The organism is Chroococcidiopsis sp. (genome assembly GCF_051657925.1).
Lineage (GTDB): Bacteria > Cyanobacteriota > Cyanobacteriia > Cyanobacteriales > Chroococcidiopsidaceae > Chroococcidiopsis.
Map to the genome: position 1 here is coordinate 1 of NZ_JBOFLP010000025.1, position 25,398 is coordinate 25,398.

The following is a 25,398-nucleotide window of genomic DNA, read 5'->3' on the forward strand; positions in this document are numbered from 1 at the left end:
GTTAGGTTGCATGCTCGGATATCGCAGGCGCGATCGCTAATCGTTGAGGCTAGGTACGAGAACTAAATCAATAAATCTCTTTACAAACTTTATTGAGAAATAGTACGATATTTTCTAAAGCAAAATCTTTATTAAGTTAGGAATGAATACTCAACGAGTTGCCATAATTACAGCTGCTAGCCGTGGAATTGGGGCAGGTTGTGCTAGAGAGTTAGCAGCGGGGGGTTACAAGATTTCTCTAATAGCACGAAACGAGAGTGTATTCGATTTAGCAGAAGAATTAAACGGAATTGCAACGCAAGGATCGATCTCTAATTCTGAAGATTTACAGCAATTAGTCAGAACAACATTGGATCGATTTGGACGAATCGATGCCGTAGTCAATAATTTTGGCGATCCGCCGCGACCCGAATTACTGTCAATTAGTGATGAAATGTGGCAGGAGAATTTTGAAATGCTGTTTCTCAGCGTTGTCCGCATGGCAAGACTGGTAACGGAACCAATGCGACAACAAGGAGGTGGGGCGATCGTCAATATATCAGCTTGCGATTCGCGCGAACCAGAATTAGGAACGCCCTTTAGCGGTACGTTGCGGGCTGCAATGGAAGGATTCACAAAACTGTACGCCAAACGCTACAGAGCAGATAAAATTCGGATGAATTCCGTTGCCCCTTTTTTTGTAGCAGATAGTATGGAAGAACTGACTGGGTGGAATGTACCAAAAGATCTAATGCACGGTCGTCCTGCGACTTATATCGAGCTAGCTAAAACGGTAGCTTTTCTAATTTCTGATGATGCCAAATTCATCTCTGGCACAACACTTAAAGTGGATGAAGCTTACTCAGCAGCAATTTAGACTAAGTAAGTCAAAAGTCAAAAGTCAAAAGTCAAAATGTCTAGAGCTAATAGTGACAAGCGTTTCGAGCGCACCGATAAGGCTAGTTAAATGTATCAAACTATCCCCTTCTATTAGGCTTTTTAGTAAACCAATCTGTCTTAGCTAGTGCCAGCTGATCGTCAGAAAGAGTCGCACCAGTTAGATTAGCACCGCACAAATTTGCGCCTCTGAGGTTAGCATTGCTTAGATAAGCACCGCTCAAATCTGCACCGCGTAAGTCGGCTCCAGACAAATCTGTATAACTCATGTATGCTTTCGTCAATACGGCATTTCTCAGATTGGCTTGACTGAGACAAGCTTGCCCAAAATCACCGTTACACAAAACTGCTTCTTGCAGATTTGCGCGATCGAGCCTGGAAGCGTAACATTTAATACCTGCAAGATTTTTTCTCCGTAAATCGATCGCGCTCAAGTCTTGAGAGGTAAAATCTCTTCTACCATTGATGTATGCATTCAGTAAGCTGCCAGAGTCTAGACGCTCCGCTTCTTTGGATTTTAATTTGGTTGGGCTAGGGGTTTTTACGGTTGCTACAGCATTTGCTCTAGCAGCAACTGGCTGTTGGCGAGTCATTTGAGTATTTACACCAGTCGTAGCACCCAACTCGCGCCGCGCCCGAATATTCTGAGCTAATGCTGCTACGTACTGCTGATGGGAATTCAAGCCAGAATAAACTGGTTGCGAAGGTTGAGATGGTTGGGAAGCAGGGGTACTCGTAGGGCGCGAGCGAATTTGTGTAGCCATCCCAGACGAGATGCTGTCGAAGTATGGTTCCATCTCCAAAGCTTTCAGGACTTCATCAGCCGATTGATAGCGGTGGCGAACGGAAGCCTCAACCATCTTCCGCAGGATGGTAGTTAGATGCTGACTAATTCTGACTTCTTGCTCCCAAAGCATTTCACCTGTAGAAGGGTGATAGTCAAAATCTTTAGGAGATTTTCCAGTTAAGAGAAAAATACAGGTGATGCCCACAGCATAAATATCGCTGGCGTAGACTGGGCGCATTGCAATTTGTTCTGGTGGTGCAAAGCCATTCGTTCCCACAGAAAAAGCAGTCAGGGTGGTATTTTCGATTTGGCTGCTATAGGTTTTGCTAACTTGGTTTTTGACCGCACCAAAATCAATCAATACCAGTCTGCCATCTTCACTACGGCGGATCAAGTTATTGGGCTTAATGTCTCGATGGATAACTTGTTGCGAGTGAATGTATTTTAAAATGCCTAAGATTTCACTTAAAAATTGCTTGATTCCAGCTTCGCTCATTGGACCTTTACGTTTGATCTCTTGCTGGATGGTTAAACCGTTGACGAATTCTTGAACTAGATAAAATTCTCGATCTGTTTCAAAATAGTCTAATAATCTTGGGACTTGGGGATGATTGCCAATTTTGCCAAGGGTCTGTGCTTCTCTGGCGAATAATTCCCGCGCCATTGACAAAATATCAGGTGTGTTGATTGAGGGGCGTAGTTGTTTAATGACGCACCAGGGTTGTCCGGGTAAACTATCATCTTGAGCTAAGAAGGTTGCACCAAAGCCACCTTGGGCTAGTGCTTGCGTCACGCGATAGCGATCGCGCAGTTTTTGCAGGGGCGACCCACAAGACTGACACTGTGCGACAGAATTTGGGTTTTCTGGAGACTGGCAAGTTGAATTTAAGCAGTAGCTCATAACAGACTCGACGTTGCACAATGGACACAAACAATGGACGTAAACAGTGGACGCAAACGATGGACGCAAACGGAGTTTTTATACTCTGAATCAATTATTCAAATAAAAATTGACTTTTACTAGGTTAGTCTTGCGGAGAATCGTTGAAGAATTGCTAAAGTTATCGGCAGCAATATCGGGTAATTGTGAGTTTTGTTTAAACATCAATTAGCCAGCTGTTGGACTAGGGGGTAAAAGCACGTAGGTTTTGGATCGAGAATTTTGTAAGATAGATGAGCTGCGATTGAAACAAGCAAACACACTCCATGCGTATCTCTTTGAACTGGCTGCGAGAAATAGTCGATATCACGATGACTCCAGAGGAGTTGGCTCATACGCTCACTATGGCTGGCTTCGAGGTGGAAGAGATCGAAGACCGTCGTACTTGGGCTGATGGTGTCGTCATCGGCAAAGTGCTGGAGTGTCAGCGCCACCCTAACGCCGATAAATTGAGCGTCACGAAGGTCGATATTGGCAAAGGTGAACCTTTAAATATTGTGTGTGGCGCACCGAATGTACGTGCAGATCTCTATGTAGCAGTTGCTACCGTCGGCACTTACTTACCTAAAATTGACGTAAAAATTCGTGCTGCCAATCTGCGGGGAGTGCGTTCTGAAGGGATGATTTGCTCCCTAGCAGAACTGGGCTTATCGAAAGAATCAGCCGGAATTCACGTTTTCGGCGAAGCCACCCCGACTCCCGACTCCCGACTCCCGACTCCCCTCAAAGTAGGTGATGACGTTCGCCCCCTTCTAGGTTTAGACGACGCAATCTTAGACTTGACAGCAACAGCAAATCGTGCTGACGCGTTGTGCATGGTAGGGATTGCGCGAGAGGTGGCGGCTTTAACTGGAGCAACGCTGAGATTACCACAACCAGATGCTTTATCGATTTCAACAACGGCAGAATTAGCGATCGCCGTCTCCCAACCGCAAGCTTGTCCGGCTTATATCGGTACTGTTATTGAAGGAATCAAAATTGCACCTTCTCCAGAATGGTTGCAACAGCGCTTGCAAGCAGCAGGAATGCGATCGATTAATAATGTGGTGGATGCAACCAACTACATTATGTTGGAGTGGGGACAACCGCTACACGCATTCGATCGCGATTCTTTATGTAGAGACGTTACATGTAACGTCTCTACAATTACCATCGGCGTTCGCTTTGCTGAATCGGGAGAAAGTTTAAAAACTTTAGACGGACAAAGCCGCAACCTGACAAGCCAAACTCTGCTGATTACAGCCAATGAGAAACCCGTGGCTTTAGCTGGAGTGATGGGAGGAGAAGCAACGGAAGTTGGAGATACAACTCAAAATCTATTATTAGAAGCAGCGTTATTTGATTCTGTGGCGATCCGTCGTTCAGCGCGCAGTATGGGTTTGCGTACAGAAGCTTCGGCAAGGTACGAGCGCGGTGTGAATTATGCTGAATTAGAATTAGCCTGTCGTCGCGCCATTAGTTTAATCCAACAAATAGCTGGGGGTACAGCGGTAAATCAGCAAATTGCCGATCGCAGACCCGACATGGGTACGCTATCGAGATCGATCCAACTGCGCCTCGATCGCGTCAATCAAATTTTAGGCTTAGTCGATCTGGGCGATACGGATGGAGAATTGCAGCCAGACGAAATGCAACAAATTTTGATGGCGTTGGGCTGTCAAGTCACACCAGACGCAGAAAAAGAGCGAGTCTGGATCGTTACCGTACCACCCTATCGCTATCGCGATCTAGAGCGGGAAATCGATTTAATTGAAGAAATTGCCCGCGTGTATGGTTACGATAAATTCTGCACCACGCTGCCAGAAGCAACAGAATTTGGCTTTCTTTCGGTCGAACAACAGCTAACGCGGCAAATCCGAGAAGCTATGCGATCGGCAGGATTAACAGAATTGATGCACTATTCTTTAGTGAAACCAGGGGAAGATCGGCAGGTGGTGCTGGCTAACCCCTTATTTGCCGAATATGCAGCCCTGCGGACGGATTTGATTGCTGGTTTAGTCGATGCCTTCCAATACAATTTGGAACAGGGAAATGGGGCGCTCAATGGTTTTGAAATTGGACGAATCTTCACTCAAGATGAAGCTGGAATCGATGAAATGGAGGCGATTGGAGGAATTTTAGGTGGCGATCCAACACGAGGTAAATGGGTCAGCGCCGGACGCGATCGCCCCATGAGTTGGTATGAGGCAAAAGGTATATTAGAAAGCGTATTTCAGCGTTTGGGATTGTCGATTGAATATCAACCCAGCCGACAAGATACGCGCTTGCACCCAGGGCGCACGGCTTGTTTGTGGTTGCAAGGAAACCGCTTAGGTGTCTTTGGACAGTTGCATCCCCAGTTACGGCAAGAAAGAGGTTTACCGGATGAGGTTTATGTTTTCCAACTCGATTTAGATTTGCTATTTGATGCTTTGGATGTAGAGGAAATGCTCGTTCCTCGCTTCAAACCTTATTCTACTTACCCAGCCGCCGACAGAGATATTGCTTTTTTTGCTCCCGTCGATGTCTCGGTAGCAGAATTAGAACGGGCGATCGCTCATGCAGGTGGTCAGCTACTAGAGTCGGTAGAATTATTTGATGAGTATAAAGGTCAAGGCGTTCCCGCAGGACAAAGAAGTTTGGCTTTTCGATTAGTTTATCGGGCAAGCGATCGCACTTTGACCGATGCAGAAGTAGAACCCGTGCATCAAAAGGTCAGAGAATCTTTAGTCGAGAAGTTTAGTTTGAATTTGAGAAGTTAATCGTAGGGGCGCACAGATGTGCGCTTGTTTTGAAGTTATTCGTCAGAGATTCTTTATGTCATCTCTCAAGGCTTTTCGTAGTTCATTTCTCGACTTTATTGCCGATCCATTCTACGTATCTGAATTAGAAAGCGCGCGCTATATTCCTGATGGACTACTAGTTTTAGAAGATGGCAAAATTAAAGAAATAGGAACCTACGACAGCCTCCAGCACAAATACAAAGGAATTTCAATAACTGCTTATCCTGGGATGCTGATAATGCCAGGATTTATTGACACGCACGTTCACTTTCCCCAACTGGAAATCATCGCCGCCTACGGGGAACAATTACTAACGTGGTTGAACAAATATACATTTCCCACTGAAGGGAAATTTAAAGATAAAGCCTATGCCCAAAAAGTAGCCGCTATCTTTCTCGATGAATTATTGAAAAATGGTACGACAACAGCATTAGTATTTGCTACCGTTCATCCTGAATCTGTAGATGCTTTTTTTGAGGAAGCTAACCGCCGCCATCTACGAACGATCGCTGGTAAAGTGATGATGGATCGTAACGCTCCAGATTTTCTGACCGATACCGCAGAAACATCATATCAAGAAACAAAAGCACTCATTCAGAAATGGCATAAAAAAGACCGCTTGCTTTATGCTGTAACTCCCCGCTTTGCCATAACTTCAACCAACGAGCAATTACAAATCGCTGGAAAACTTTTAAGAGAATTTCCCGATGTTTATTTGCATACTCATATATCAGAAAATGTAGATGAAGTTGCATTTGTCAAGCAATTATTTCCAGAAAGTCAGGGTTATTTAAACGTGTACGATCGCGCCGGATTAGTAGGCGATCGCTCTGTGTTTGCCCACGGAGTCCATTTAACTGATGAAGAATTTTATAGATTATCCCAAGCAAATGCCGCGATCGCATTTTGTCCGACATCAAATTTATTCTTAGGTAGCGGACTATTTAGAATTGAAACAGCTAAATCAAAAGATTGTCCTGTGAAAGTTGGTTTGGGTACAGATGTAGGTGGTGGAACGAGTTTATCTCTCCTACAAACCGCCAATGAAGCATACAAAATCGCTCAACTAAGGCAGCAAAAACTCTCACCCTTTCAAGCACTATTTTTAGCAACTTTAGGAGGAGCAAAAGCACTCAACTTAGAAGATAAAATTGGTAATTTTAACCCTGGTAAAGAAGCAGATTTTATTGTCTTAGATCCGCGTGCTACACCATTAATGGCATTTCGTAATTCTGACGCAACTCCAACCTCTTTAGAAGAATTAGCAGAAAGAATATTTACCCTAGTCATTATGGGAGACGATCGCGCCATACATGCTACTTATATTATGGGAGGATTGGTAATGGGTAATGGGTAATGGGTAATGGGTCATTTGTCATTTGTTATTCGTCATTTGTATTTTCACTACTCACTAACCACTAGCCACTGATTTAGTCAATTCTAAATAAATATATTCCAGTCGCACGGGTTGACGGGAAATAGAATTAAGAGGAATGCCTTCAAAGAGGGAGATAATTTCTTTTAAATCCAAAGATTCTGGGAGCCAAAACGCAAGATCTCTGCCATAATAACGATAGTTGAAACCTAATTCTATCGCACGAGCGATCGCTTTTTCCTCTTCAGATGTCTGCACGATAATAATTTCTTCAGCAGATATGTGTTGACGTAGTTGAGCTAAACTACCCTCAGCGATTATTTGACCATTTTTCAAAATTCCAATTCTGTGACAAAGACGTTCGGCTTCGTCTAATAAATGGGTGGTGAGTAAAATAGTAGTCCCTTGACTTTGGAGTTGTAAAATTAATTCCCAAATCTCGTAACGCGCCTCTACATCTAAACCTGTAGTTGGTTCGTCTAAAATAACTAATTTGGGTTGATGAACTAAGGCGATCGCAATATTCAATCGCCGTTTCATGCCTCCACTAAGTTTTTCTACAGGAGTTTTTGCCCAGTCTAGTAAGTTGACAGCAGCTAAACAAGACTGAATTTGTTGCTTTCTGTGCTTAGCTGAAATACCGTAAAGCTGGGCAAAAAAATTAAGATTTTCCGTGCAAGTTAAGGTTTTGTAGAGTAAATTTTCTTGGGGGACAACACCAATAGTTTTCTTTGTAGCACCAGAAGCAGGTCGGTCGGCGATCGCAATTTCTCCGCTATCTGCTTGTAGAAGATTACAAATAATATTTATTACAGTTGTTTTTCCTGCTCCATTTGCCCCTAATAAACCGTAAATTTCTCCTGGTAAGATATGCAACGTTAGGTCTTGCAATATCTGCCTTTTTCTATAAGATTTATTAAGCTTGTGAATTTTCAACATTAGCAATCTAGGAGCAAATAGTAAAGTAGGGCGGGTAATACCTACCCTACTTAATCTTGCAGAAAAAGTGGGCAGAGTTCACATTATCAAATAAGATGAAAAAAGTAAATATTGATTTTGTTGATTTTATTTAAATTGTAATTATAGAAGCAGTTGTCCATTGAGTGGCGATCGGAAGGCTGCACCTCAATACTTGCTTCCTGTCTCTTTCGGTACTTAACTGTATTCGACAGACAGTATAAAATTGCAATTCATACACTTTCGTGTCCTCCTTTGGAAGTAAGTAGTGAGTAGTGAGTAGTGTTTTGACTTCTGACTTCTGACTTCTGACTCCTGTACGGGCGGGTTTTGAACCAAGATTTATTGTCACCAGCGATGAATCTGTTGCTCAACCCGCCCCTACCACTCCTGACTTCTGACTTCTCCTCTCACGCACGCATATGACTCAACCCCTTTGGCAACGGACAATTAGACCTTTTGGTGCAGCTGCCTTGCATGGTATTGCCAGTTATGGCGATCGCCTGTTAGCCATTGATAAGGTCAAAGGGTATTTGCTGCAAATCGATCCAGTTAGTGACAACACCACAATTTTGAATTGGCAAACCGCAGAAGAGTTTGTTGACGTAACGGGAATCGCGGTGTGGGAAGACACTCTGTGGTGTACGCGGGACGATACGGTTTACTATTGCCAGTGGGGAGAGTTTAAGCTCAAACCTTTTGTTACCTTACCTTACACTGCCGATGGGGTCGCAGTGTGGCGATCGACGATTTACATCACTTGTCAAAAAGCAGGCTATATCTTAATTTTTGACAGCAATACAGGGGGACAAATTACCAGATTTTTTGCTCCAGGGGTAGGGATAGAAAACATTACAGTTAAGGAAGAACATTTGTGGGTATGCGATCGCACGGAACAGACAGTGTATTGTCTCGATCGCGCTACAGGGGACATTCAATTTAGCGTCCTGACTCCGTTTGAATGTCCTACGGGGTTGACTTTTTATACCCAGCCACAAACTAACGAAACATTACTATACGTCGCTTATGCATCAGAAGAGGCGTATATCAGAGACAACCCTAATTTAGACCCATCGCACGAATTAACCTATCGCGATCGCACCTTTATCCATCCGCTGCAATACCACTACAACTCCCAAGGACACTACGCTCTTTCCAACGGCTACGCGATCGAAATGGTTTATGCTGAGGAATTATCGCCGCTAGACGAAGTAGACTTAGAACAGGTAGAGTGGCGAATTGCCTTACCTGCATCCACCGACCGTCAAAAAGTTGTCCACGTTGAACCGATTGGTCTGCCTTTTACAGAAGAAATCCAAGACGGACAGCGAGTCGCAGTATTTAAATTCGACCATTTAACAACAGGCGATCGCCATCTTTTCGGTTGGAAAGCGATCGTGGAAGTCCGCAGCATCAAGTATCGCATTGCTCCCAGAGAGGTAGAAAATATCCCTCCTCTCCCGCCAGAATTTGCCCAGCGTTATTTGGTAGATGATGATGAATTAGCAATGGAATCATACATCGTCCGTCGTGCTGCTCGCGAGGCGATCGGTAACGAAACCAATATTCTGCGCCAGATGTACAGTATCCGCAATTACGTCTACGACCAATTATCCTATGGGATTAAACCTCACATCGACACGCCCGATATTGTTCTCGATCGCGGTGTTGGTTCCTGTGGCGAATATGTTGGTGTTTTACTGGCTTTGATGCGCTTAAATGGAATCGCTTGTCGTACAATCGGACGCTACAAGTGTCCTCCCTCTGCCGAACACCAGCAAGTCCCCCTACAACCAGATTTTAACCACGTTTGGGTAGAATTTTACTTACCGGGACTAGACTTGTGGTTGCCGATGGAATCAAATCCCGACGACGTAGTAGAACAAGGTCCCTACCCTGCTAGATTTTTTATGGGTTTAGCCTGGTATCACATTGAAATTGGCAAAGGTATTTCTTTTGAAACTGTGAAAAGCAATGGCGTACCGCTAAATAAAGAAGAAGTTTCAATTGGTGACTTAGCGATTAATCATATTCGGTTTACAATTTTGCATGAATTACCACCTGTAAAGTCGTAAGTCGGAATTAACTGATAACTTTGTACAGACGTGACATGTAACGTCTCTAAACTGATAACTGATAACTGATAACTGACAACCGATCGCTACTTACTACTCGCAAGGTAACGAATGAGGTTTAGAAAAGAGTTGTAGTCAGTAATCGGCTTAGCCACGAACTCGTCAGCTTGGGAAGCAGCAAGCAGAAACTGACGTTCGCCTGCCAAAGCGTAAGCTGTCACGAGAATAATCGGAATTTGGGCTGTTTGCGCTTGATTTTTTAACACGCGCGCAATATCAGCACCACTAACAGCTTGACCTTGCCACTGTGCGTCTGGCAAATTAATATCCATGATCACCAAATCGACTGCTTGCGTCTGACAGCGCTGGAAGATTTCTGCTGGATCGTCTGTAATGTAAACGTAATGTCCCCCCAGACGTTGCAAGAGTTTGGCAGTACTACGAGCCAATGTGTAATCGTCATCAACTAAGAGAATATTCAAGCAGGCTACGAAAAAAAATTAGAGCGCGATCGCAATTATATACAGTTATTAGGGAGCAGGGAGCAGGGAGCAGTGATCGGTGACCAGTGACCAGTGACCAGCTACCAATAACAAATGACAAATGACAAATGACAAATGACAAATAACCAATTATCACTTTCTCACAGGAAGAGTAAAAGTAACTTTCGTGCCTTGTCCTAAACCTGGACTCTCTAGACGGATGTTTCCCCCCATGAGTTCTACGAGACGCTGACAGACGGTTAAGCCTAATCCCGTACCTCCATAGCGCCGTTTCACCGAACCGTCTGCTTGGACAAAAGGCTCAAATAATACCTCCGCTTGGCTTGGTTCGATCCCAATTCCAGTATCAGTTACCGAAATTTCAATTGCTGGTTCGTCAGTTTTGGTAATCGCCCGAATGCAAACTTGTCCGGTTTCGGTAAATTTAAAGGCATTAGCCAAGAGGTTAGTCAGGACTTGTCGCAATCGGAATTTATCGGCATAAATCCGCTCCACTTGACAATCTATACTTAAGGGAATTCCTTTACAATTGCTCTCAATTTGAAATAAACGTTGCAGTTCTGTCAATAGAGGCATTAGCTCAAATTCTTCCCAATGCATCATCAATCTTCCGGCTTCAATTTTTGCCAGGTCGAGAATATCGTTAATTAAGGTGACGAGATTTTCTGCTGATTGATAGGCAATTTGAATGTATTCTTTTAACTCTACTTCGTTGTAGTAAAGCCCTTCTTTGAGCAATTTCAAATAATTAAGCGTAGCTGCTAAAGGCGTGCGTAATTCATGACTGGTGGAGGAGAGAAAATCTGATTTGAGACGATTGGCTTCTTCTGCCAGGGTGCGGGCAGTATTCAATTCTTGATTACGTCTTTCTAACAATTGCCTCTGTTGTCGTTCGTATTCATGCAATCGGTACTGCATGACGGCAAGTGAGAGATGATTGGCTAGAGCTTGGACTAATTCTATTTCCGAACTCGTCCATTCTTTGCTTTGTCCTCGTTTCAATTCTCGCCAAGCCTCAAAAGAATCCCTCACTCTGGAAATACGTTCGTCAGGATCGAATCTTCCCGCCCAGGTAATATCTGTATCGATCGCATCGCGGAAAATGGTCAGGCAACCCAAGGTTTCACTACCATAATGCAAGGGCATAACAAATAGGCTGCGGATATTCGTAGTTTGAAAGGCAGGAGCAACCTCTAGTAACTCCGGTGCTTGATAAAGATTGGCGATCGCTACATACCCGTGCTGGGGGTTTCTACCAACACCAGCCATCAACTGTTGCCAAAATGGAGCGTTCTCCAACATCCTTTGAGGTTGGGCTTTATCGGTATAAATTTCTGTGATTTGTGCTTGCCCTGTAGGACAAAGAAATAGTCTGCCACCAGAACCATCAACGCTGTTGACAATACTTTCAAGGGCAATTTGCAAAATTGTTTGAATGGAGTGGGGAGAGTGAAGCAGAGTCGAAATTTTGTTGATTAATTCTTGGCGAATAGCTCTTTCGCGTGCTTGCGTTAGTAGTTGGGATTGAGAAATTGCGATCGCGAGGTGTTCTACCACGAGTCGCACCACGTCCAATTGTTCCTGACGAAAAGTTTTTGGTTGCGCGTGGTGACAAGCCAGCAGCCCCCACAACTGGCAATCGTGAAGAATTGGGATGACTAGGGAAGACTGCACCCCCATAGCTGTGAGATATTCGACGTGACAAGGATCGACAGGGCGTTGGAGAATTTCTGTAACGGTTTTTTGCTGAACTTCCTCTACCGTCAAATCTCCTGTAGTTTGGGGAGATTTTAAATAGCTGAGGCTAATCTGTTGTTGGGGAACGTCCACAATCGATCGCGCCCCAATTTTGACAAACATCTCTCGTGCGTGGGCAGGAACATCATCTGCGGGAAAGTGCAACCCTAGCAAAGATGGTAAGCGCTTTGCCGCGATCGCTTCGGCAATAACTTGTCCCGTTCCGTCAGGATGAAATTTATAAACTTTGACTCTATCTATTTGTAAAAATGCCCGAATCTCCTGCACCGCAACAGAGAGAATCTGCTGTAGTTCCAAAGATTGATGGATGCGATTCGTAATCCGATTTAACAGAGAATTTCGGTTCAGTCCCGCTCGATTTGGATGTTTTTTGTGTGACATATTTTTGAAAATCGGGAGTCGGGAGTCGGAAGAGTGGCTAGTGGCTGGTGGCTAGTGAAGAAAGGGTGTGGGGTGTAGGGAATTTTGAATGCGTGAATTTTGAATTTTGAGTTGCTTCCTCTGCCCCTCTGCCCCTGAAGCCCCTCTGCTCTCTTTTCCCTGCTCCCTGCTACGCGGCTCCGATGGCGAGGAAACCTCGCCCTCTGCCCGCTTCCCTGCTCCCTATTCACTGATAACTGATTACCCATTTACCAATAATTCTTGCAATTGCCGTGAAATTTCATCTAACCCTGCATCTTTAGCTAAGAAAGCATCAGCTTCTTTACAGAAAATCTCACCACTGTTCAGTTCATTTTTCCCTATAAATGCGGTCACTAACACCAGAATGGGTGGTTCTAGTAAAACTTCTCTGATATAGCGAATAAATTTCCGCCCGTCAATTTCTCCGTAAGCATCGGGTGGCAGAGACAGATCGACCATAATTAAGTCATACTGCCGCACATCTTGAATCAAATCTTCGATGAGCGAGTTGGCATCATTGAAAACAGACACTTCAAAGGTATTTTTCAAAAAGCGCTGAAGTGCCATGCACCAATTTCGATCATCATCTAGTACTGCGATTCGGCACATGAAAAGGTAAGCCCATAAAACTTGATAAATCTTTACTAAACGCAGGCAAATTTTGACTAACTTCTTTTAGCTTAAAACTAGATAACCACTCGTTAGTTAAAAAAATAATTAAGCTAGAGGCGATCGCAAGGCAGGTAGGATCTCTGCCCCACAAGATAGCACTTTTAAGGAGAGTTGGACGGCAAAGTTTTAGTAAATAAACTTCTATACATCAGTCGATAAATCTCAGTATTATCTATAGTAGGTTGCATCCTTGCAGCGTTCATTCCGTGTGCTTTGGCAACAATTGCCCCGGCATTGTCAGAAAAGCCAGTCCAAGCGATCGCAGTTTGTTTCCAATTATTAATTCAACCACTGAGCAAACTCTGTCGCAAAGCGATCGCTCAAAATTGCCTCGCGAATCTTTTGGGTAAACCGAACCAATTCTGTAATATTATGAATGGTCAACAGAGTATAAGCTAAAATTTCCTGCGATCGCACCAAATGAGAAATATACGCCCGCGTAAAATTTTGGCAAGTATAGCAAGGGCAAGTTTCATCTAAAGGTTGAAAATCTTCTCGATATTGGGAATTTTTTAAATTCCACCGTTCCCCCTTTACCAAAGCTGCACCATGACGGGCAAGGCGTGTAGGAATCACGCAATCAAACAGATCCATACCAGATGCGATCGCTTGTGCCATTTCTTTATACGTCCCCACCCCCATCAAATATCTGGGTTTATCTACTGGTAGCATCGGGGTTGTGGCTTGTACGATCTTGGCGATTAGTTCTGGTGGTTCCCCTACACTTACGCCACCAATTGCATATCCAGGCAAATCTAACCCTGCCAAAGCTTCAGCCGCCGCCGCCCGTAAATCTGGGTAGACTCCCCCTTGGACGATGCCAAACAACGCTTGATCGGGGCGCTGGTGGGCGCTAATACAACGTTCTAGCCAGCGGTATGTCCTTTGTGTCGCCGCTTCTACCTCCTCGCGACTGGCGGGATAGGGCGGACATTCATCAAATGCCATAATCACATCAGCACCCAAAGCATTTTGGATTTGGATCGATCGCTCTGGGGTTAAATTAATCATCTGTCCGTCATGAGGCGATCGAAATATTACCCCATCATCAGTAATCTGACGCATTTCGCTCAAACTGAAAACCTGAAAGCCGCCAGAATCAGTCAGGATTGGTTGATTCCAGCGCATGAACTGGTGTAATCCCCCAGCTTTTTCGACAATCCTTTCCCCTGGTTGCAAATGCAAATGATACGTATTTGCCAAAACCATCTGCGCCCCCGTTTCCTGAAGCTGTGCGGGAGTGATAGTTTTTACATTTGCCAGCGTCCCTACGGGCATAAAGCGGGGAGTTTCAACTGCACCATGAGGAGTGTAAAAGACACCTGCACGGGCTTTGGTTTGGCTGCAACGAGTGGAAACTTGGAAGGAAAATTGCGTAGTCAAGTCAGTTATCAGTTATCAGTTATCAGTTATCAGTGATTAGTAACTCGTGACTTGTGACTAGATAAAGAATCTAGTTCACTAGCCACTCCCCAAAATTGTAGATATCAATCAGCATCAACTAATTGAGTGACAATAGGCTTCAATCTTACATCAAAACCTTCGATTCCAAATAACCGCCGTTGGGTAAATGCACCGTCAATTAATAAGAGAAGATGAATGCCCAACTGTTGAGGATTGTCTACTCTTGCTGCTTCAGCTAAAGATATTAGGCGATCGCGAATTGCGAGCCTGTTTGCGACAGCCATTTGGTGAGCAGGATGTTCTAGTTCTGGTAATTCCGATGCTGTGACCAAGAACGGACAACCATAACATTCGGGTTTTGCTAAATACTTGTCTAACCAGGCAAATAAAGCAATTATCTGTTGTTTCGGCTCGTTTGGATATCGGGCGATCGCAATTTCAAATAATCGCTTGAAGCTGTTTTGACGTTCCTCTAAATACGCCACCACTAGGTCATCCTTAGAAGGAAAGTAGCGGTATAGCGTCGTTTTGGCAACTCCTGACTGAGCAATAATCGTATCTACTCCTACTGCTCGAATTCCTTCGCGGTAGAACAGATCGTCAGCAACTTCTAGAATCTTCTGGCGGGTTGAGGTTTTGCGATCGCTTGGCATTTTTTTCTTTATTTTTGCATTCCGTAGGGGCGCACGGCTGTGCGTCCCTACAATATCCCTATTGACATGATACAGACCTGTCTGTTACTAATTTATCAAGGATAGCAATACAGACAGGTCTGTAGTTATTGAAGATGCCTAAACAAGTCGTGTATGCGCCAGAGGTAGCAATTCCTGTTAAAGCCTATTCCCAAGCTATCGATACAGGAAGCTTGATATTTTGTTCGGGACAATTGGCTTATGATGCTCAAAACGATGCAGTATTTTCAGATTCGGCAGCGATACAAACTGAGTATTTAATGCAGAATATTCAAGCTATTTTAGCCGCAGCTGGTTTACAGTTGCAAGACATAGTAAAGACAACTATTTTCTTGACAGACATGCATGACTTTGTATCTGTTAACGAAGTCTACGCCAGCTATTTTGAAATCAATCCGCCAGCGCGCTCGACTATTGGTGTAAACGCTTTAGCCAAGGGCGCTAAAGTCGAAATTGAAGTTATTGCTAGCAGAATTTAAATTCTAAACAGGAATCAAAATCATGACAGTATTTGATTGCAAAGTTAAGCGCGGTGAAAACTTTACAGTAGCCGAGCTAGGCAAGTTATCTCAATTAAATCGTTTCTCGTTTAAACTACCATCAAGAGCGATCGAGATTGAGGGTAAGTTATTTATTAATCAAATTTTAGACTTAACAAGTTGCGAGATCTCCTTCAATAAGTTGCCAGCAAATGCAGCAATCCCTTTCTACCATAAGCATAAGCAGAATGAAGAAATTTACCTCTTTATCCAAGGTAGAGGCGAATTTCAAATTGATGGTGAAATTTTTTCCATCAGTGAAGGTACAGCAGTACGAGTCGATCCTAATGGAGAGAGAACGCTCAGAAATATCTCAGATGAAGATTTAGTTTATATTGTCATTCAATCTCGCGCTAAAAGTTATGAGGGGCATACAATTTTGGATGGTGTGGCGATAGATAAAAAAGTGAGTTGGGTGAATCAAAAATCAATCTAGAGACGTTATACCATGACTTTTTGACTACGGCATAGTCGATCCCCCAACCCCCCTTAAAAAGGGAGGCTATAAGTAAACGCAGCTCACATCCTCACAATTTCCTCAAAGTCTTTTACTAATGTGTAGATCGGTAGAGAACAGGAACCAATTACCAATTACCAATTACCAATTACCAATAACATATCTGGAGGCAACTTCATATGTTTCAAAAAATATTAGTGGCGATCGATACTTCTAGCCTCAATCGAAGCGTTTTTGAGGCAGCACTAGGCTTAGCAAAGGCACTTAATGCCAACGTCATGCTATTACACGTACTCTCTGCTGAAGAAGAGGGCAGCCCGGATATTTATATAATGTCCCATGCAGACTACTATCAGGGATATGGGATGAGTAGCGAAATCATACAAATGCAGCACCAGCGATGGGAAGAGTTTGCTAATAAAGGACTGGAAATGCTGCAAAGTCTTACAGATGAAGCAACTGCGGCGGGAGTGAAAACGGAGTTTAGTCAGATAGCTGGTAGTCCTAGCCGTACTGTTTGCGAGCTTGCGCGAAATTGGCAAGCTGACTTAATTATTATGGGTCGTCGGGGTCACTCTGGTTTGAGCGAATTGTTTATGGGTAGTGTCAGTAACTACGTCCTGCATCACGCTCCCTGCTCCGTACTTACGGTACAACATCCAGGAGTGAATCGCGATACAGAAGCAGAACACGTTACACCTGCGATGAGACATTGTTGATAAAGTCATGGATTCGTAGGGGCGGGTTTATGTAGAATTCTTGTCGAAGTTAGAATTATTTAGTAAACCCACCCGCACCCAAGTCAAAAGACTTTAACTAATCAAAACTTTGGTAACGGCGATCGCTTACAATTGTATCTACTTTGTCTACTTTTTTGGCGAGTCATTTGGTGGAAAATGTAGATAGTACTGGGAGAAGCACTGTAGTTACCAGATAGATTGCGGATCGTAACGCGATCGCCATTTCTGACATTTACTCCTTGTTGTCAGAGAACGGATCGAGACATGAATACGCGAAAAGTTCTATCAATCAGCAGGCGCATCACCCGTTTTAGGAACTTCACCTGCTTCTGAAATAGGATCTTCTGGGTTTTCACTGTCCTCTACCGCAGGAGATTTAACTTCTACTTCTGGTGACACTTTTTGTTGAACTTCAGAGGTAACTTTCTCTTGTTTTCGAGCTGTCATAACTCCTCTCCTCTTTAATTAGAACTGGAGTCCATTCTAAAAAGATTCTTAATATTCATTCCTCTTCCTAAAAGATTGTTTGTGGCTGCGTCATGAAAAATTCAAGCAGTGAATTGGTGGCAGATCTGAGGCAAACTGTTTCCATGTTAATGGTCGCTTGCTGAATGATATCGCCCAAATCGACCCGCAACACATTTACGGTGGGCTAATTACGACTTTGCTGCGGCTGGTGTTTCTACTCTACGCCGAAGATGAAGGCTTGATGCCGCAAGATTCTAGACGGCGAACGCTTGTCATATCGGGCTTTAGACGTAGAGCAAATTGGGTCGGTCTACGAGGCGATCGTGGGTTATGAAGTAAAACAAGCTACAACGCCTGCAATTGGTGTTTGGAGTAAACCCAAAGGTACGAAAACCTCGGTCACGGTTGTTGTCAGCGTGGATGAGGTGCTAAAAATTAAGCCAAATGACCGCGCCAAATATTTAAAAGATACCGCAGGTTGCGAAATTTCTGGGAAGTCACTTGCGGAATTAAAACAAGCGAAAACAGCAGTAGACTTGGTAGCAGCGATCGAGCGTAAGGTATCGCTGCAAACTTCTGGTTTAATGCCCAGTGGTTCTTTTTATTTGCAACCAGGGGAAGAACGGCGGCTTGAGATATATCTATGAGAATGGTGGCACAATATACAATGCTCAAAAGCGTGTTCAATGGATTGGTTTAGCCGCAGTTGTGGTTAGTATTGTTCATGTTTATAAGGGTGAATACCAAGGTGTAAAGTTGTTAGATGGGCGCGAAGTCGATTTGATTTCGGCGTTTTTATTTCATACTGGTGGTAATGAAAATCCTGCTGTGTTATTAGCGAATGCTGATAAGAGTTTTATTGGTAGCTATGTGCTCGGTATGGGTTTTACATTTGATGATTCCAACTCTGATGCTACACCAATTGCAGAAATGCACAGATTAATTGAGAAGAATCCGAAAAATCAAGAGCGGATTTTTCCTTATATTGGTGGGGAAGAGGTAAATTCAAGTTCAACTCATACACGCGATCGATATGTGATTAATTTTGGAGAGATGAACGAAGATGAAGCAAAGCAATATCCTGCTTTATACACAATATTAAAAGAGAAAGTTTATCCAGAACGAAAAAATAAACCTGGAAGTTATAGCCGCCAGTGGTGGCTTTTTGGAAGACGAAACCAAGAAGGAAATAAAGCGATCGCACCTCTCGAACGGGTATTAGTATGTTCTCTACACTCAGCACATCTTTCATTTGCATTCTTACCAGCAAGTAGCGTCTTCTCGCACGCTTTAGGTGTCTTTGCAGACCAACGAAGTTCATTTTTCTGCATTCTACAATCTCGCACACACGAAATTTGGGTTAGATTTTTTTGCTCAACAATAGGAGATGGTTTGCGCTATACACCTAGCGATGGTTTCCAAACCTTCCCCTTTCCTGCCCCTTTCCTGAAAACTGGGAAACCAACCCCAACTTAGAAGCCATAGGCAAAGAATACTACGAATACCGCGCCGCCTTAATGGTACGCAACAACCAAGGACTCACCGACACCTACAACCGCTTCCACGATCCCGACGAAAACCACCCCGACATTCTCAAACTGCGAGGAACTTCATGGCTTATGCGATCGCACTGTCCTCGATGCTTACGGCTGGACGGATATTTCTACCGAATGCACCTTCCTACTCGACTATGAGGAGGAAGAAGACGATAGCCAGGGAATTGATTCCCTGGGTGGACGACAGAAGAAAAAACCCTGGCGCTATCGTTGGTCAGAAGAAGTCCACGATGAGGTTTTAGCACGGTTGCTCCAGTTGAATCAACAACGTGCCGAAGCCGAAATTTTAGGCGGGAAAGTTGCAGATAAAACGAAAGCTAAGGGGAAGAATAAGAAGGTAGGGACGCGAAAGGGGAAGAATGCATCAACGATTCCAGGGTTGGATGTAGATTAAATTAAGTAGACAAACCCCAGGAGTAGAAAATGACTATTCAAGAACAGATTACAAAAGAGCTAGAAAAATTACCCGAACCTTTATTACAGGAAATTTTAGATTTCGTTCAATTTTTGCAAACAAAGCAGCATGAAGTAATAGAATTGCCAGGAAACCAGCAACCACAACAAAACTTAAACGATAATTCTCAACTACCTTATCGTCCTGCTTCTGGACGTTCTATCCTCAGACACGTAGGCAAATGGGCTGGTGATGATTTAGAAGAATGTCTTCAGTCAGTTTATGCAACTCGTAGCAAAGCTAAATTTGATGCAGAAAATCCTTTTGACTGATGTATTTACTCGATACAAATCATTGTAGTGCTATCATTTTGGTCGAACCAAATGTTATTCGTCGCGTTGCTGAGGTCGGAGAATTTAATATTGCAACCTGCGTCATCGTACAGGGCGAACTTCAATACATGGTAGAAAAATCTCAACAAAAGGAAATAAACCTGGCACGAGTAACAGAATTTCTCGAAGATATTCGCATCTACCGAATCGATGAATTCACCGCTACCGTATATGGTCAACTGAAAGCAGCTTTGTTCAACCAATTCGCACCAAAAGAAAAAAGTAAGCGCAGAAAAACTAAAATCGTCGATCTAGGTTTTGACGAAAACGATCTTTGGATTGCTGCCATTGCTCTACAACATAACTTGACTGTAGTTTCAATCGATAGTGACTTTCCACGCATCCAACAGGTAAAAACATTATCTGTTGAATCTTGGCTATCCTAAAAATTTTTTTGCTCTCGCTCAGGAGATGACAGCATTGTGGCAGATACCGTATTGATAATATTAGTAGAAGTGCGATCGCGCTGTACTCTCTGCAAAAAGATTGGCTGAAACCAGATGAAAATGCAACATGGCAAGATTTGTAAAAGACATATTGCGATCGTGCCATTTCTATCATTCAGCCCGCCCAGTTTACCAGCCCATCAACCATCTTGCCAGTCATCCCGCCAAATTCCGCCAACCATCCCGCCAGGGGTTATAAACTCCTGGCTAACAGCATAAGTCCTCTACAAGAGGACTGAATGAGATTTGTTTGTGCTGTAACTTATCAAGTCGTCTTCAGACGACTTCAGCTTTCAGTCAGGGAATTAATTCCCTGGCTGGCTGTGAATTTTCTACCCCTAGATGGGCAACATAATAAATATCAATAGATCCTAATTTAAAAATCTATGGCTCTATGGCGACTTTATTATCATTTAGTTTGGGCAACAAAACAACGTCAACCACTAATTACATCTAACAAAGAATTAGAACTTTATCACTACATTATCGGTAAATCAGACGCATTAAATTCTATAATTCATGCGATTGGTGGGATTGAAGACCATATTCACATAGTTGTTTCTATTCCTCCAACTTTAGCAATTGCAGAATTTGTCAAAAAGATCAAAGGAAGTAGCTCTCACCATTTGAATCATAGTCCGAAGCTTGACTCGGAAAAATTCGCTTGGCAAGAGGGATATGGTGTATTTTCTATGGGCAGTAAGCAACTTGAGGGAGCGATCGCCTATGTACAAAATCAAAAAATACATCATTCAAAAGGGACAACAAACTCTCATTTAGAACAGTTTAACGAAGCGATGAGGTGACAAGATTGTGGCAGATACCGTACCAATAACATCAGCCGAAGTGCGATCGCACCTGATTGACGCGCTACAACTTACATCGAGCCGAAATTGCCAAAAACCGCATCGATGCAGGCATCAAAGCCTTAGCTGACCCGCAGATATTTACAGCTTTCCAAATTGCCAACCGCGCCATTGCCAAAGCCATCCGCCAACGGGCAACTCACGGGAAAAATACTACTCCCGAATCAATACCTGCCCCGCAATGGCGACCCTTCCAGTTGGCATTTTTGCTGATGAACTTAGTGGGAATAGCAAACCCCACCCACACCGACAGGGAATTAGTCGATTTGCTATTCTTCCCCACAGGTGGCGGTAAAACCGAAGCTTATTTAGGAGTCGTAGCGAAGTCGATATCTTTCCCCCACCAGGTCCCAACCGCCGCGACTCTTTCTTTGCCAAAACCGTTCCAGCGACAGAGAAAAACGCCCGTACTTATGTCGGGATCGCCGCCCAAGGACGCAGCTTAAAGGTAGTCTTGTTGCGTACTTATCTGGCTTTGTTAGGCGCAGCCCAAAAACACTGGCTGGCGGCGGGAGGGAAGAAAAATCCCAATAACCCAGCCGACCCTTACATGACGCTTTTGGGTTACTTTAACTCCCTGCGCGAACTCGGTGGTAGCCGCCGGATCGTGGAAGACGAAGTTAACTCCCGCCTCGTCCGCTACAGCCAGCGGCGGCGAGTCGGTGAAACTGCGAGTTTATTTGCCGATCGCAAAATTGACGACGAACCGGAAGAATTAACCTCCCGCGTTAGTACCAGCGAAGTTGCCCAGACGAAACAAAGGATGGAATTGACTTTCAGTTGCGATGACAAAGTTGATGTCGTGCTGGCAACAAACACGATCTCCGTAGGTTTGGATATTACCCGCTTGGGATTAATGGTAGTTCTCGGTCAACCCAAAACAGCAGCCGAATACATCCAAGCTACCAGCCGTGTCGGACGGGATGAGGAACGACCAGGGTTAGTTGTGACGCTGCTCAACATTCATCGCCCCCGCGATCGCTCCCATTACGAACGCTTCTTTGCTTGGCATTCGACATTTTACCGTGCAGTTGAAGCAACTAGCGTCACTCCCTTTTCTCCCCGCGCGATCGACCGAGGCATCGCCGCCATTACCGTCGCCTTGGCGCGTCTGGGTCATCCCATCCTTGACAAGTTAAGAAGATGGGGAAAAAGTCAAGCCTTGTCTAGGAAATGGTGATAAGTCAAGTGAGGCTTCCTTTTTACGGATTTTGACTACTCTCACATCTTGGTTTTCTGGCGCAGCAAAATAGCTCACTGGATCGCTAGCCTTACCCTTGTCGTAGGCAACGCCAAAGTGGTACATTCCCCGGTGCAGCATCTCTAAAGAAATAGAGTCAAATGGGACTCCCACTTCATCAGCTACGGCATCTCCTAGATCTACTAGCACCGCATAAAACAACCAGGTAGCCCAGATTTGCAACTGCACTCCGTTGATTGAACCAGTCCAGAGGTATGATAATCCCAGTAGGCGTTTGACTATGTTGAAAGCTTCCTCAATTCGCCATCGCCGACGGTAGAGGTCAGCGACAACGTAGGGCGGTAATCGCTCGGGTTGTACTACCGTAGTTACGTAACTATACCAAACTGAGCCAAATTTGACCTGTACCAAGCGCATCTGCAACTGAGGTGCTCCCTTGCGTTTGACTCCTAAGCGAATCAACCGATCTCTTACTTGGGTCTGATCTGTGAAAGTACGCTCAATCGTGTAAGCAGCTCCCGCCTTTAAGCGACAGATAACGTCTACTTCCTTGTCCTGAAGCTGCGACCAGAACAAAAAAAGAACCCCCGGTCAATCATCAGCAACGTCTTTGCCGCCGCTAAGCCCAGCAAATCATCTTCAAAGCAAGTGTCACTGGCTTTAGGATTTTGCTCAAACCAAATCTGCACAGGTAGCCGAGTGACTAAATCTACTACCGTACTCATTTTACCTGCCAGAGTGCCTGTAGCTTTGTCCTGTAAGCTTTTGAGCTTAAGAAACAGGGCTTCCAATGTGGAGCTATCTGCAATCCAAATTTGGTCAAAATGCTTTTGAGCACACTGCACGCTCGTAGGTAGTGGACGGCGTTGCCGCTGCGCCCACCGCTGTCTAAACTGGGGCAATGACTCCAGAAACACCCGTTCAAACACAGCTGCTGGAAAACTGAGAAATCTTTGGCTGAGAGCTTGCTGGGAAACAACAGTAGCTTTGCACCATAGCAAGTCCTCTCGTGCTAACATTCGGGTTAATTCCTGCACGCTTGGTACTTGTCTCCACAACATTGTTAGCACGGCAGCGAGCATTAATGACAAGTTCAGAATACGGTTTCGTAGCCCAAGTTGGCGGAAGTAAAGCTGTTGGTTATTAACAGCAGGAGTAAGTAGCGCTTGTAATTGCTCCGCAATTGCTTCGTTGCTGCGACCTGGACATTGTTGTTTATGTGCATGGTCACGATTACTTCGTTTAGATTTTTTCAGCATCAGGGGAGTTTCTGGTTAGATGCACTCCCTTACAGTCGCATGAGTTTTTCAGGTGGTCTATTATGTATTTTTACTCATTGACTAGCAGCCCTAGAGCTTAACTTGTCAAAGATGATTAAACCGTTGGTTTAGTGCTAATGCTACCGATTCAAAGCGACCTGCGTATGTCGAGTATCTATCGCGCTACCTGTCAGCACCAGAAATTAGCCATATTCGTGCCTTCCTTGAACGCTTTCTCTTGAATCGAACCGTAGATTGGTCTACTACAGTTGCTTTTCTCCAAGCGAGTCCGTGATGAAGATGCGCTCTTGAGCGATCGCGCTCCCTAAAGTCAGAAAAAAAACCCGCGATCGCTTCACAACGATATCTGTCGTTTATGTTTCTAATTTTTTGACGTAGGCTGGAGATAATGTCAGTGTACTGAGTAGGGATTGGTCTGCTGTCCAAAATTCCGCTTCTTCTAGCTCGGCAACTGCCAAAAAAGCAGCATCATAGAGTGTTGCTAGGGAAAACTGCTCGGCGATTGCCCATGTTTTGGCACGAATAGTATCGCTATCGAGGTAGTCCACAGGCATTTGGCAGAAGTCATCATAAAATCCTTCTGCCTGTGCCGAAGTCATGGCTCCCAACCTCACTTTTTTTCGCAACACCGAACCCACTTCCGCCCATGCAAATGCTGGAGCAACCAAACGCACGTTCGATGTTAGTAAGGGAACGATTAAGTTTCTGGCTTGAGGTTGCAGTGTCTCAGGTACAAGATAAGGAATCCAAACGCTGGTATCAATACACTTAGTCACGCCGTCCCTCCGAAGCTCGCAGCTGACGAATCAAGTCCACAGAACTCGATTGAATACCTGTTTGGGCTTCAACAAGAACACTACGAGCCACGATCCGCTGATGAGCTGCCAGAGAACGCCGTCGTCGCACTTCACGGGCGATCGCTTCGACAACCATCTCGTTAAAAGACTCGCTGCTCTCTCGCAACTGCCTTGCTTGCTCAAGTAGCTCCGCAGGAATACGAATGGTTACAGCTTCTCGTTCCATAGTTGTCCTTATACACCTTAGCGTGCAATCTTATAACGATATCATGTAGTGTAACTAGTGTTTGCTTCGATCTGCTACCACTATTTGCAATGGGTGGGCGATTGTTTCTAGAAGCACCAAGCCACTCGGCTTTTGGAGAACAGCAACAGTGAGTGACGAGCGTTATTTTCTCAAGGGATCTCAAATCTCCCTGTCGGTCACGGGTTCGCTGAAGGCGATTCTATAAAAAACCATCGTTTCTCTACCAGCATTGTGAGAAGAAGCTGAATCAGCGACAAATTAGCAAGCATTAGATATAGAAACAGTATAATAAGTATATAAAAATGGAATTTGAGTTTGATGAGACTAAGAGTCAATCCAATCGCGAAAAACACGGGATCGATTTTGTCAAGGCACAAGAATTATGGGAAGACCCTCAAAGGCTAGAAATTCCAGCACGGACAGAGGACGAACCCCGATATTTGGTTATTGGAAAAATTGAGAATAAGCATTGGTCTGCTGTGATGACCTATAGAAATGAAAAAATCCGCATAATTTCAGTGCGACGTGCGCGTAAAGAAGAGGTGGCAATATATGAAAGCAAGTGAATTTGATGAGAAGTTCGATCGGGGTGAAGACATCACTGAATTTCTCGATTTATCAGCAGCACGTCGTCCTGGGTACGAGCAAAAAAGGGTGAACGTGGATTTTCCCGCCTGGATGATTGAAGCACTAGATCGGGAAGCAAAGCGTTTGGGTGTGACTCGTCAATCGATTGTTAAAGTCTGGATTGCAGAACGCCTGGAAAAATGTCCTCGCTAGGTGGGTCTGCAACAGTTATTTACAAGGCATTT

At 44.3% G+C, this 25,398-nt stretch carries 30 protein-coding genes and 2 pseudogenes; 20 read left to right on the forward strand and 12 right to left on the reverse strand.

All coding sequences use genetic code 11. The features are described 5' to 3' along the window. The first annotated feature begins 142 nt into the window (after positions 1–142). Positions 143–856: an SDR family oxidoreductase gene (locus ACRC32_RS01840; RefSeq protein ID WP_438552380.1), complete on the forward strand. Its 714-nt coding sequence runs from the start codon at positions 143–145 to the stop codon at positions 854–856. A 100-nt stretch (positions 857–956) separates the two neighbouring features. Here ACRC32_RS01840 and ACRC32_RS01845 read toward each other — a convergent pair whose 3' ends face one another. Continuing rightward, entirely contained in the window at positions 957–2,564 is a 1,608-nt protein-coding gene (locus ACRC32_RS01845; protein ID WP_438552381.1) for a protein kinase domain-containing protein, read from the reverse strand. Between the two features lie 305 nt (positions 2,565–2,869). Here ACRC32_RS01845 and pheT point away from each other — a divergent pair, with 305 nt between their 5' ends. Together pheT and guaD are read left to right on the forward strand one after the other, a co-directional pair. Continuing rightward, on the forward strand, positions 2,870–5,344 hold the full coding sequence (gene pheT, locus ACRC32_RS01850; protein ID WP_438552382.1) for a phenylalanine--tRNA ligase subunit beta: 2,475 nt from the start codon (positions 2,870–2,872) through the stop codon (positions 5,342–5,344). A gap of 55 nt (positions 5,345–5,399) precedes the next feature. Further along, complete coding sequence (guaD, locus tag ACRC32_RS01855) at positions 5,400–6,722, forward strand: guanine deaminase (RefSeq protein WP_438552383.1); 1,323 nt, start codon at positions 5,400–5,402, stop codon at positions 6,720–6,722. Positions 6,723–6,776: 54 nt separating this feature from the next. Here the strand turns inward: guaD and ACRC32_RS01860 are convergent, their stop codons facing one another. Next, positions 6,777–7,679, reverse strand: a complete 903-nt coding sequence (locus ACRC32_RS01860) for an ABC transporter ATP-binding protein (RefSeq protein ID WP_438552384.1) — start codon at positions 7,677–7,679, stop codon at positions 6,777–6,779. A 440-nt stretch (positions 7,680–8,119) separates the two neighbouring features. Here ACRC32_RS01860 and ACRC32_RS01865 point away from each other — a divergent pair, with 440 nt between their 5' ends. Continuing rightward, entirely contained in the window at positions 8,120–9,772 is a 1,653-nt protein-coding gene (locus ACRC32_RS01865; protein ID WP_438552385.1) for a transglutaminase domain-containing protein, read from the forward strand. A gap of 86 nt (positions 9,773–9,858) precedes the next feature. Here ACRC32_RS01865 and ACRC32_RS01870 read toward each other — a convergent pair whose 3' ends face one another. The 6 genes from ACRC32_RS01870 to ACRC32_RS01895 form a co-directional block, all read right to left on the reverse strand. After that, on the reverse strand, positions 9,859–10,254 hold the full coding sequence (locus ACRC32_RS01870) for a response regulator (RefSeq protein ID WP_438552386.1): 396 nt from the start codon (positions 10,252–10,254) through the stop codon (positions 9,859–9,861). 153 nt (positions 10,255–10,407) lie between these two features. Next, a complete protein-coding gene (locus ACRC32_RS01875; RefSeq protein WP_438552387.1) occupies positions 10,408–12,414 on the reverse strand; it encodes an ATP-binding protein in 2,007 nt (668 codons plus the stop codon). Then, positions 12,378–12,662 (reverse strand): hypothetical protein, encoded by a 285-nt coding sequence (locus ACRC32_RS01880; RefSeq protein WP_438552388.1) that lies wholly within the window; start codon positions 12,660–12,662, stop codon positions 12,378–12,380. Before ACRC32_RS01880 ends, ACRC32_RS01875 begins: the two co-directional genes overlap by 37 nt. Then, positions 12,655–13,044 carry a response regulator gene (locus tag ACRC32_RS01885; RefSeq protein WP_192160988.1) on the reverse strand — a complete coding sequence of 130 codons (390 nt, stop codon included), beginning with the start codon at positions 13,042–13,044 and terminating at the stop codon, positions 12,655–12,657. Before ACRC32_RS01885 ends, ACRC32_RS01880 begins: the two co-directional genes overlap by 8 nt. A gap of 342 nt (positions 13,045–13,386) precedes the next feature. Then, positions 13,387–14,490: a tRNA guanosine(34) transglycosylase Tgt gene (gene tgt / locus ACRC32_RS01890; protein WP_438552389.1), complete on the reverse strand. Its 1,104-nt coding sequence runs from the start codon at positions 14,488–14,490 to the stop codon at positions 13,387–13,389. Positions 14,491–14,594: 104 nt separating this feature from the next. Next, positions 14,595–15,164, reverse strand: a complete 570-nt coding sequence (locus ACRC32_RS01895; RefSeq protein ID WP_438552390.1) for a TetR/AcrR family transcriptional regulator — start codon at positions 15,162–15,164, stop codon at positions 14,595–14,597. A gap of 134 nt (positions 15,165–15,298) precedes the next feature. Between ACRC32_RS01895 and ACRC32_RS01900 the strand changes: the two genes are divergently transcribed. The 3 genes from ACRC32_RS01900 (at position 15,299) to ACRC32_RS01910 (ending at position 16,918) form a co-directional block, all read left to right on the forward strand. Beyond that, positions 15,299–15,682, forward strand: coding sequence for a Rid family detoxifying hydrolase (locus ACRC32_RS01900; protein ID WP_438552391.1), 384 nt, complete (start codon positions 15,299–15,301; stop codon positions 15,680–15,682). Between the two features lie 22 nt (positions 15,683–15,704). Beyond that, entirely contained in the window at positions 15,705–16,178 is a 474-nt protein-coding gene (locus ACRC32_RS01905; protein WP_438552392.1) for a cupin domain-containing protein, read from the forward strand. Positions 16,179–16,378: 200 nt separating this feature from the next. Beyond that, positions 16,379–16,918, forward strand: a complete 540-nt coding sequence (locus tag ACRC32_RS01910) for a universal stress protein (RefSeq protein WP_438552393.1) — start codon at positions 16,379–16,381, stop codon at positions 16,916–16,918. A 306-nt stretch (positions 16,919–17,224) separates the two neighbouring features. Here ACRC32_RS01910 and ACRC32_RS01915 read toward each other — a convergent pair whose 3' ends face one another. Next, positions 17,225–17,386: a hypothetical protein gene (locus ACRC32_RS01915; RefSeq protein ID WP_438552394.1), complete on the reverse strand. Its 162-nt coding sequence runs from the start codon at positions 17,384–17,386 to the stop codon at positions 17,225–17,227. A 157-nt stretch (positions 17,387–17,543) separates the two neighbouring features. On the opposite strand from ACRC32_RS01915, the gene ACRC32_RS01920 reads away from it, so the two are divergent. From ACRC32_RS01920 to ACRC32_RS01970, 11 genes and pseudogenes are all read left to right on the forward strand, one after another. After that, positions 17,544–17,741 (forward strand): hypothetical protein, encoded by a 198-nt coding sequence (locus ACRC32_RS01920; protein WP_438552395.1) that lies wholly within the window; start codon positions 17,544–17,546, stop codon positions 17,739–17,741. Further along, positions 17,731–18,054, forward strand: a complete 324-nt coding sequence (locus tag ACRC32_RS01925; protein WP_438552396.1) for a hypothetical protein — start codon at positions 17,731–17,733, stop codon at positions 18,052–18,054. The genes ACRC32_RS01920 and ACRC32_RS01925 overlap by 11 nt, the downstream gene beginning before the upstream one ends. Further along, on the forward strand, positions 17,999–18,883 hold the full coding sequence (locus ACRC32_RS01930; protein ID WP_438552397.1) for a type IIL restriction-modification enzyme MmeI: 885 nt from the start codon (positions 17,999–18,001) through the stop codon (positions 18,881–18,883). Before ACRC32_RS01925 ends, ACRC32_RS01930 begins: the two co-directional genes overlap by 56 nt. 41 nt (positions 18,884–18,924) lie before the next feature. After that, on the forward strand, positions 18,925–19,101 hold the full coding sequence (locus tag ACRC32_RS01935; RefSeq protein ID WP_438552398.1) for a hypothetical protein: 177 nt from the start codon (positions 18,925–18,927) through the stop codon (positions 19,099–19,101). A gap of 118 nt (positions 19,102–19,219) precedes the next feature. Further along, positions 19,220–19,357, forward strand: a complete 138-nt coding sequence (locus tag ACRC32_RS01940) for a hypothetical protein (protein ID WP_438552399.1) — start codon at positions 19,220–19,222, stop codon at positions 19,355–19,357. Positions 19,358–19,386: 29 nt separating this feature from the next. Further along, positions 19,387–19,689, forward strand: a complete 303-nt coding sequence (locus ACRC32_RS01945) for a DUF2281 domain-containing protein (protein ID WP_438552400.1) — start codon at positions 19,387–19,389, stop codon at positions 19,687–19,689. Next, on the forward strand, positions 19,689–20,135 hold the full coding sequence (locus ACRC32_RS01950) for a type II toxin-antitoxin system VapC family toxin (RefSeq protein WP_438552401.1): 447 nt from the start codon (positions 19,689–19,691) through the stop codon (positions 20,133–20,135). The genes ACRC32_RS01945 and ACRC32_RS01950 overlap by 1 nt, the downstream gene beginning before the upstream one ends. A 127-nt stretch (positions 20,136–20,262) precedes the next feature. Next, positions 20,263–20,394, forward strand: coding sequence for a hypothetical protein (locus ACRC32_RS01955; RefSeq protein ID WP_438552402.1), 132 nt, complete (start codon positions 20,263–20,265; stop codon positions 20,392–20,394). Between the two features lie 40 nt (positions 20,395–20,434). Beyond that, on the forward strand, positions 20,435–20,563 hold the full coding sequence (locus ACRC32_RS01960; RefSeq protein WP_438552403.1) for a hypothetical protein: 129 nt from the start codon (positions 20,435–20,437) through the stop codon (positions 20,561–20,563). An 18-nt stretch (positions 20,564–20,581) separates the two neighbouring features. Further along, positions 20,582–21,001 carry an IS200/IS605 family transposase gene (tnpA, locus tag ACRC32_RS01965; RefSeq protein ID WP_438552404.1) on the forward strand — a complete coding sequence of 140 codons (420 nt, stop codon included), beginning with the start codon at positions 20,582–20,584 and terminating at the stop codon, positions 20,999–21,001. 376 nt (positions 21,002–21,377) lie between these two features. Beyond that, a pseudogene (locus ACRC32_RS01970) lies at positions 21,378–22,181 on the forward strand (helicase-related protein); the annotation flags it as partial. Between the two features lie 15 nt (positions 22,182–22,196). Here the strand turns inward: ACRC32_RS01970 and ACRC32_RS01975 are convergent. From ACRC32_RS01975 to ACRC32_RS01985, 3 genes and pseudogenes are all read right to left on the reverse strand, one after another. After that, positions 22,197–23,518, reverse strand: a pseudogene (locus ACRC32_RS01975) (IS4 family transposase). 377 nt (positions 23,519–23,895) lie between these two features. After that, the gene (locus tag ACRC32_RS01980) at positions 23,896–24,318 is read right to left on the reverse strand and encodes a type II toxin-antitoxin system VapC family toxin (RefSeq protein WP_438552405.1); all 423 of its coding nucleotides are present in this window, start codon (positions 24,316–24,318) and stop codon (positions 23,896–23,898) included. Then, the gene (locus ACRC32_RS01985) at positions 24,311–24,565 is read right to left on the reverse strand and encodes a YlcI/YnfO family protein (RefSeq protein ID WP_438552406.1); all 255 of its coding nucleotides are present in this window, start codon (positions 24,563–24,565) and stop codon (positions 24,311–24,313) included. Before ACRC32_RS01985 ends, ACRC32_RS01980 begins: the two co-directional genes overlap by 8 nt. A 323-nt stretch (positions 24,566–24,888) precedes the next feature. Here ACRC32_RS01985 and ACRC32_RS01990 point away from each other — a divergent pair, with 323 nt between their 5' ends. Both ACRC32_RS01990 and brnA read left to right on the forward strand, forming a co-directional pair. Further along, complete coding sequence (locus tag ACRC32_RS01990) at positions 24,889–25,152, forward strand: BrnT family toxin (protein ID WP_438552407.1); 264 nt, start codon at positions 24,889–24,891, stop codon at positions 25,150–25,152. Continuing rightward, on the forward strand, positions 25,139–25,366 hold the full coding sequence (brnA, locus tag ACRC32_RS01995; RefSeq protein WP_438552408.1) for a type II toxin-antitoxin system BrnA family antitoxin: 228 nt from the start codon (positions 25,139–25,141) through the stop codon (positions 25,364–25,366). Before ACRC32_RS01990 ends, brnA begins: the two co-directional genes overlap by 14 nt. Positions 25,367–25,398: the final 32 nt, after the last annotated feature.

Excerpts from the sequence above, each read along its gene's own strand:
- ACRC32_RS01840 (WP_438552380.1), top strand. The coding sequence starts at position 143 with ATGAATACTCAACGAGTTGCCATAATTACAGCTGCTAGCCGTGGAATT.
- ACRC32_RS01845 (WP_438552381.1), bottom strand. The coding sequence starts at position 2,564 with ATGAGCTACTGCTTAAATTCAACTTGCCAGTCTCCAGAAAACCCAAAT.
- pheT (WP_438552382.1), top strand. The coding sequence starts at position 2,870 with ATGCGTATCTCTTTGAACTGGCTGCGAGAAATAGTCGATATCACGATG.
- guaD (WP_438552383.1), top strand. The coding sequence starts at position 5,400 with ATGTCATCTCTCAAGGCTTTTCGTAGTTCATTTCTCGACTTTATTGCC.
- ACRC32_RS01860 (WP_438552384.1), bottom strand. The coding sequence starts at position 7,679 with ATGTTGAAAATTCACAAGCTTAATAAATCTTATAGAAAAAGGCAGATA.
- ACRC32_RS01865 (WP_438552385.1), top strand. The coding sequence starts at position 8,120 with ATGACTCAACCCCTTTGGCAACGGACAATTAGACCTTTTGGTGCAGCT.
- ACRC32_RS01875 (WP_438552387.1), bottom strand. The coding sequence starts at position 12,414 with ATGTCACACAAAAAACATCCAAATCGAGCGGGACTGAACCGAAATTCT.
- ACRC32_RS01880 (WP_438552388.1), bottom strand. The coding sequence starts at position 12,662 with ATGGGTAATCAGTTATCAGTGAATAGGGAGCAGGGAAGCGGGCAGAGG.
- ACRC32_RS01885 (WP_192160988.1), bottom strand. The coding sequence starts at position 13,044 with ATGTGCCGAATCGCAGTACTAGATGATGATCGAAATTGGTGCATGGCA.
- ACRC32_RS01895 (WP_438552390.1), bottom strand. The coding sequence starts at position 15,164 with ATGCCAAGCGATCGCAAAACCTCAACCCGCCAGAAGATTCTAGAAGTT.
- ACRC32_RS01900 (WP_438552391.1), top strand. The coding sequence starts at position 15,299 with ATGCCTAAACAAGTCGTGTATGCGCCAGAGGTAGCAATTCCTGTTAAA.
- ACRC32_RS01905 (WP_438552392.1), top strand. The coding sequence starts at position 15,705 with ATGACAGTATTTGATTGCAAAGTTAAGCGCGGTGAAAACTTTACAGTA.
- ACRC32_RS01910 (WP_438552393.1), top strand. The coding sequence starts at position 16,379 with ATGTTTCAAAAAATATTAGTGGCGATCGATACTTCTAGCCTCAATCGA.
- ACRC32_RS01915 (WP_438552394.1), bottom strand. The coding sequence starts at position 17,386 with ATGACAGCTCGAAAACAAGAGAAAGTTACCTCTGAAGTTCAACAAAAA.
- ACRC32_RS01935 (WP_438552398.1), top strand. The coding sequence starts at position 18,925 with ATGGTACGCAACAACCAAGGACTCACCGACACCTACAACCGCTTCCAC.
- ACRC32_RS01945 (WP_438552400.1), top strand. The coding sequence starts at position 19,387 with ATGACTATTCAAGAACAGATTACAAAAGAGCTAGAAAAATTACCCGAA.
- ACRC32_RS01950 (WP_438552401.1), top strand. The coding sequence starts at position 19,689 with ATGTATTTACTCGATACAAATCATTGTAGTGCTATCATTTTGGTCGAA.
- ACRC32_RS01955 (WP_438552402.1), top strand. The coding sequence starts at position 20,263 with ATGGCAAGATTTGTAAAAGACATATTGCGATCGTGCCATTTCTATCAT.
- ACRC32_RS01960 (WP_438552403.1), top strand. The coding sequence starts at position 20,435 with ATGAGATTTGTTTGTGCTGTAACTTATCAAGTCGTCTTCAGACGACTT.
- tnpA (WP_438552404.1), top strand. The coding sequence starts at position 20,582 with ATGGCTCTATGGCGACTTTATTATCATTTAGTTTGGGCAACAAAACAA.
- ACRC32_RS01985 (WP_438552406.1), bottom strand. The coding sequence starts at position 24,565 with ATGGAACGAGAAGCTGTAACCATTCGTATTCCTGCGGAGCTACTTGAG.
- ACRC32_RS01990 (WP_438552407.1), top strand. The coding sequence starts at position 24,889 with ATGGAATTTGAGTTTGATGAGACTAAGAGTCAATCCAATCGCGAAAAA.
- brnA (WP_438552408.1), top strand. The coding sequence starts at position 25,139 with ATGAAAGCAAGTGAATTTGATGAGAAGTTCGATCGGGGTGAAGACATC.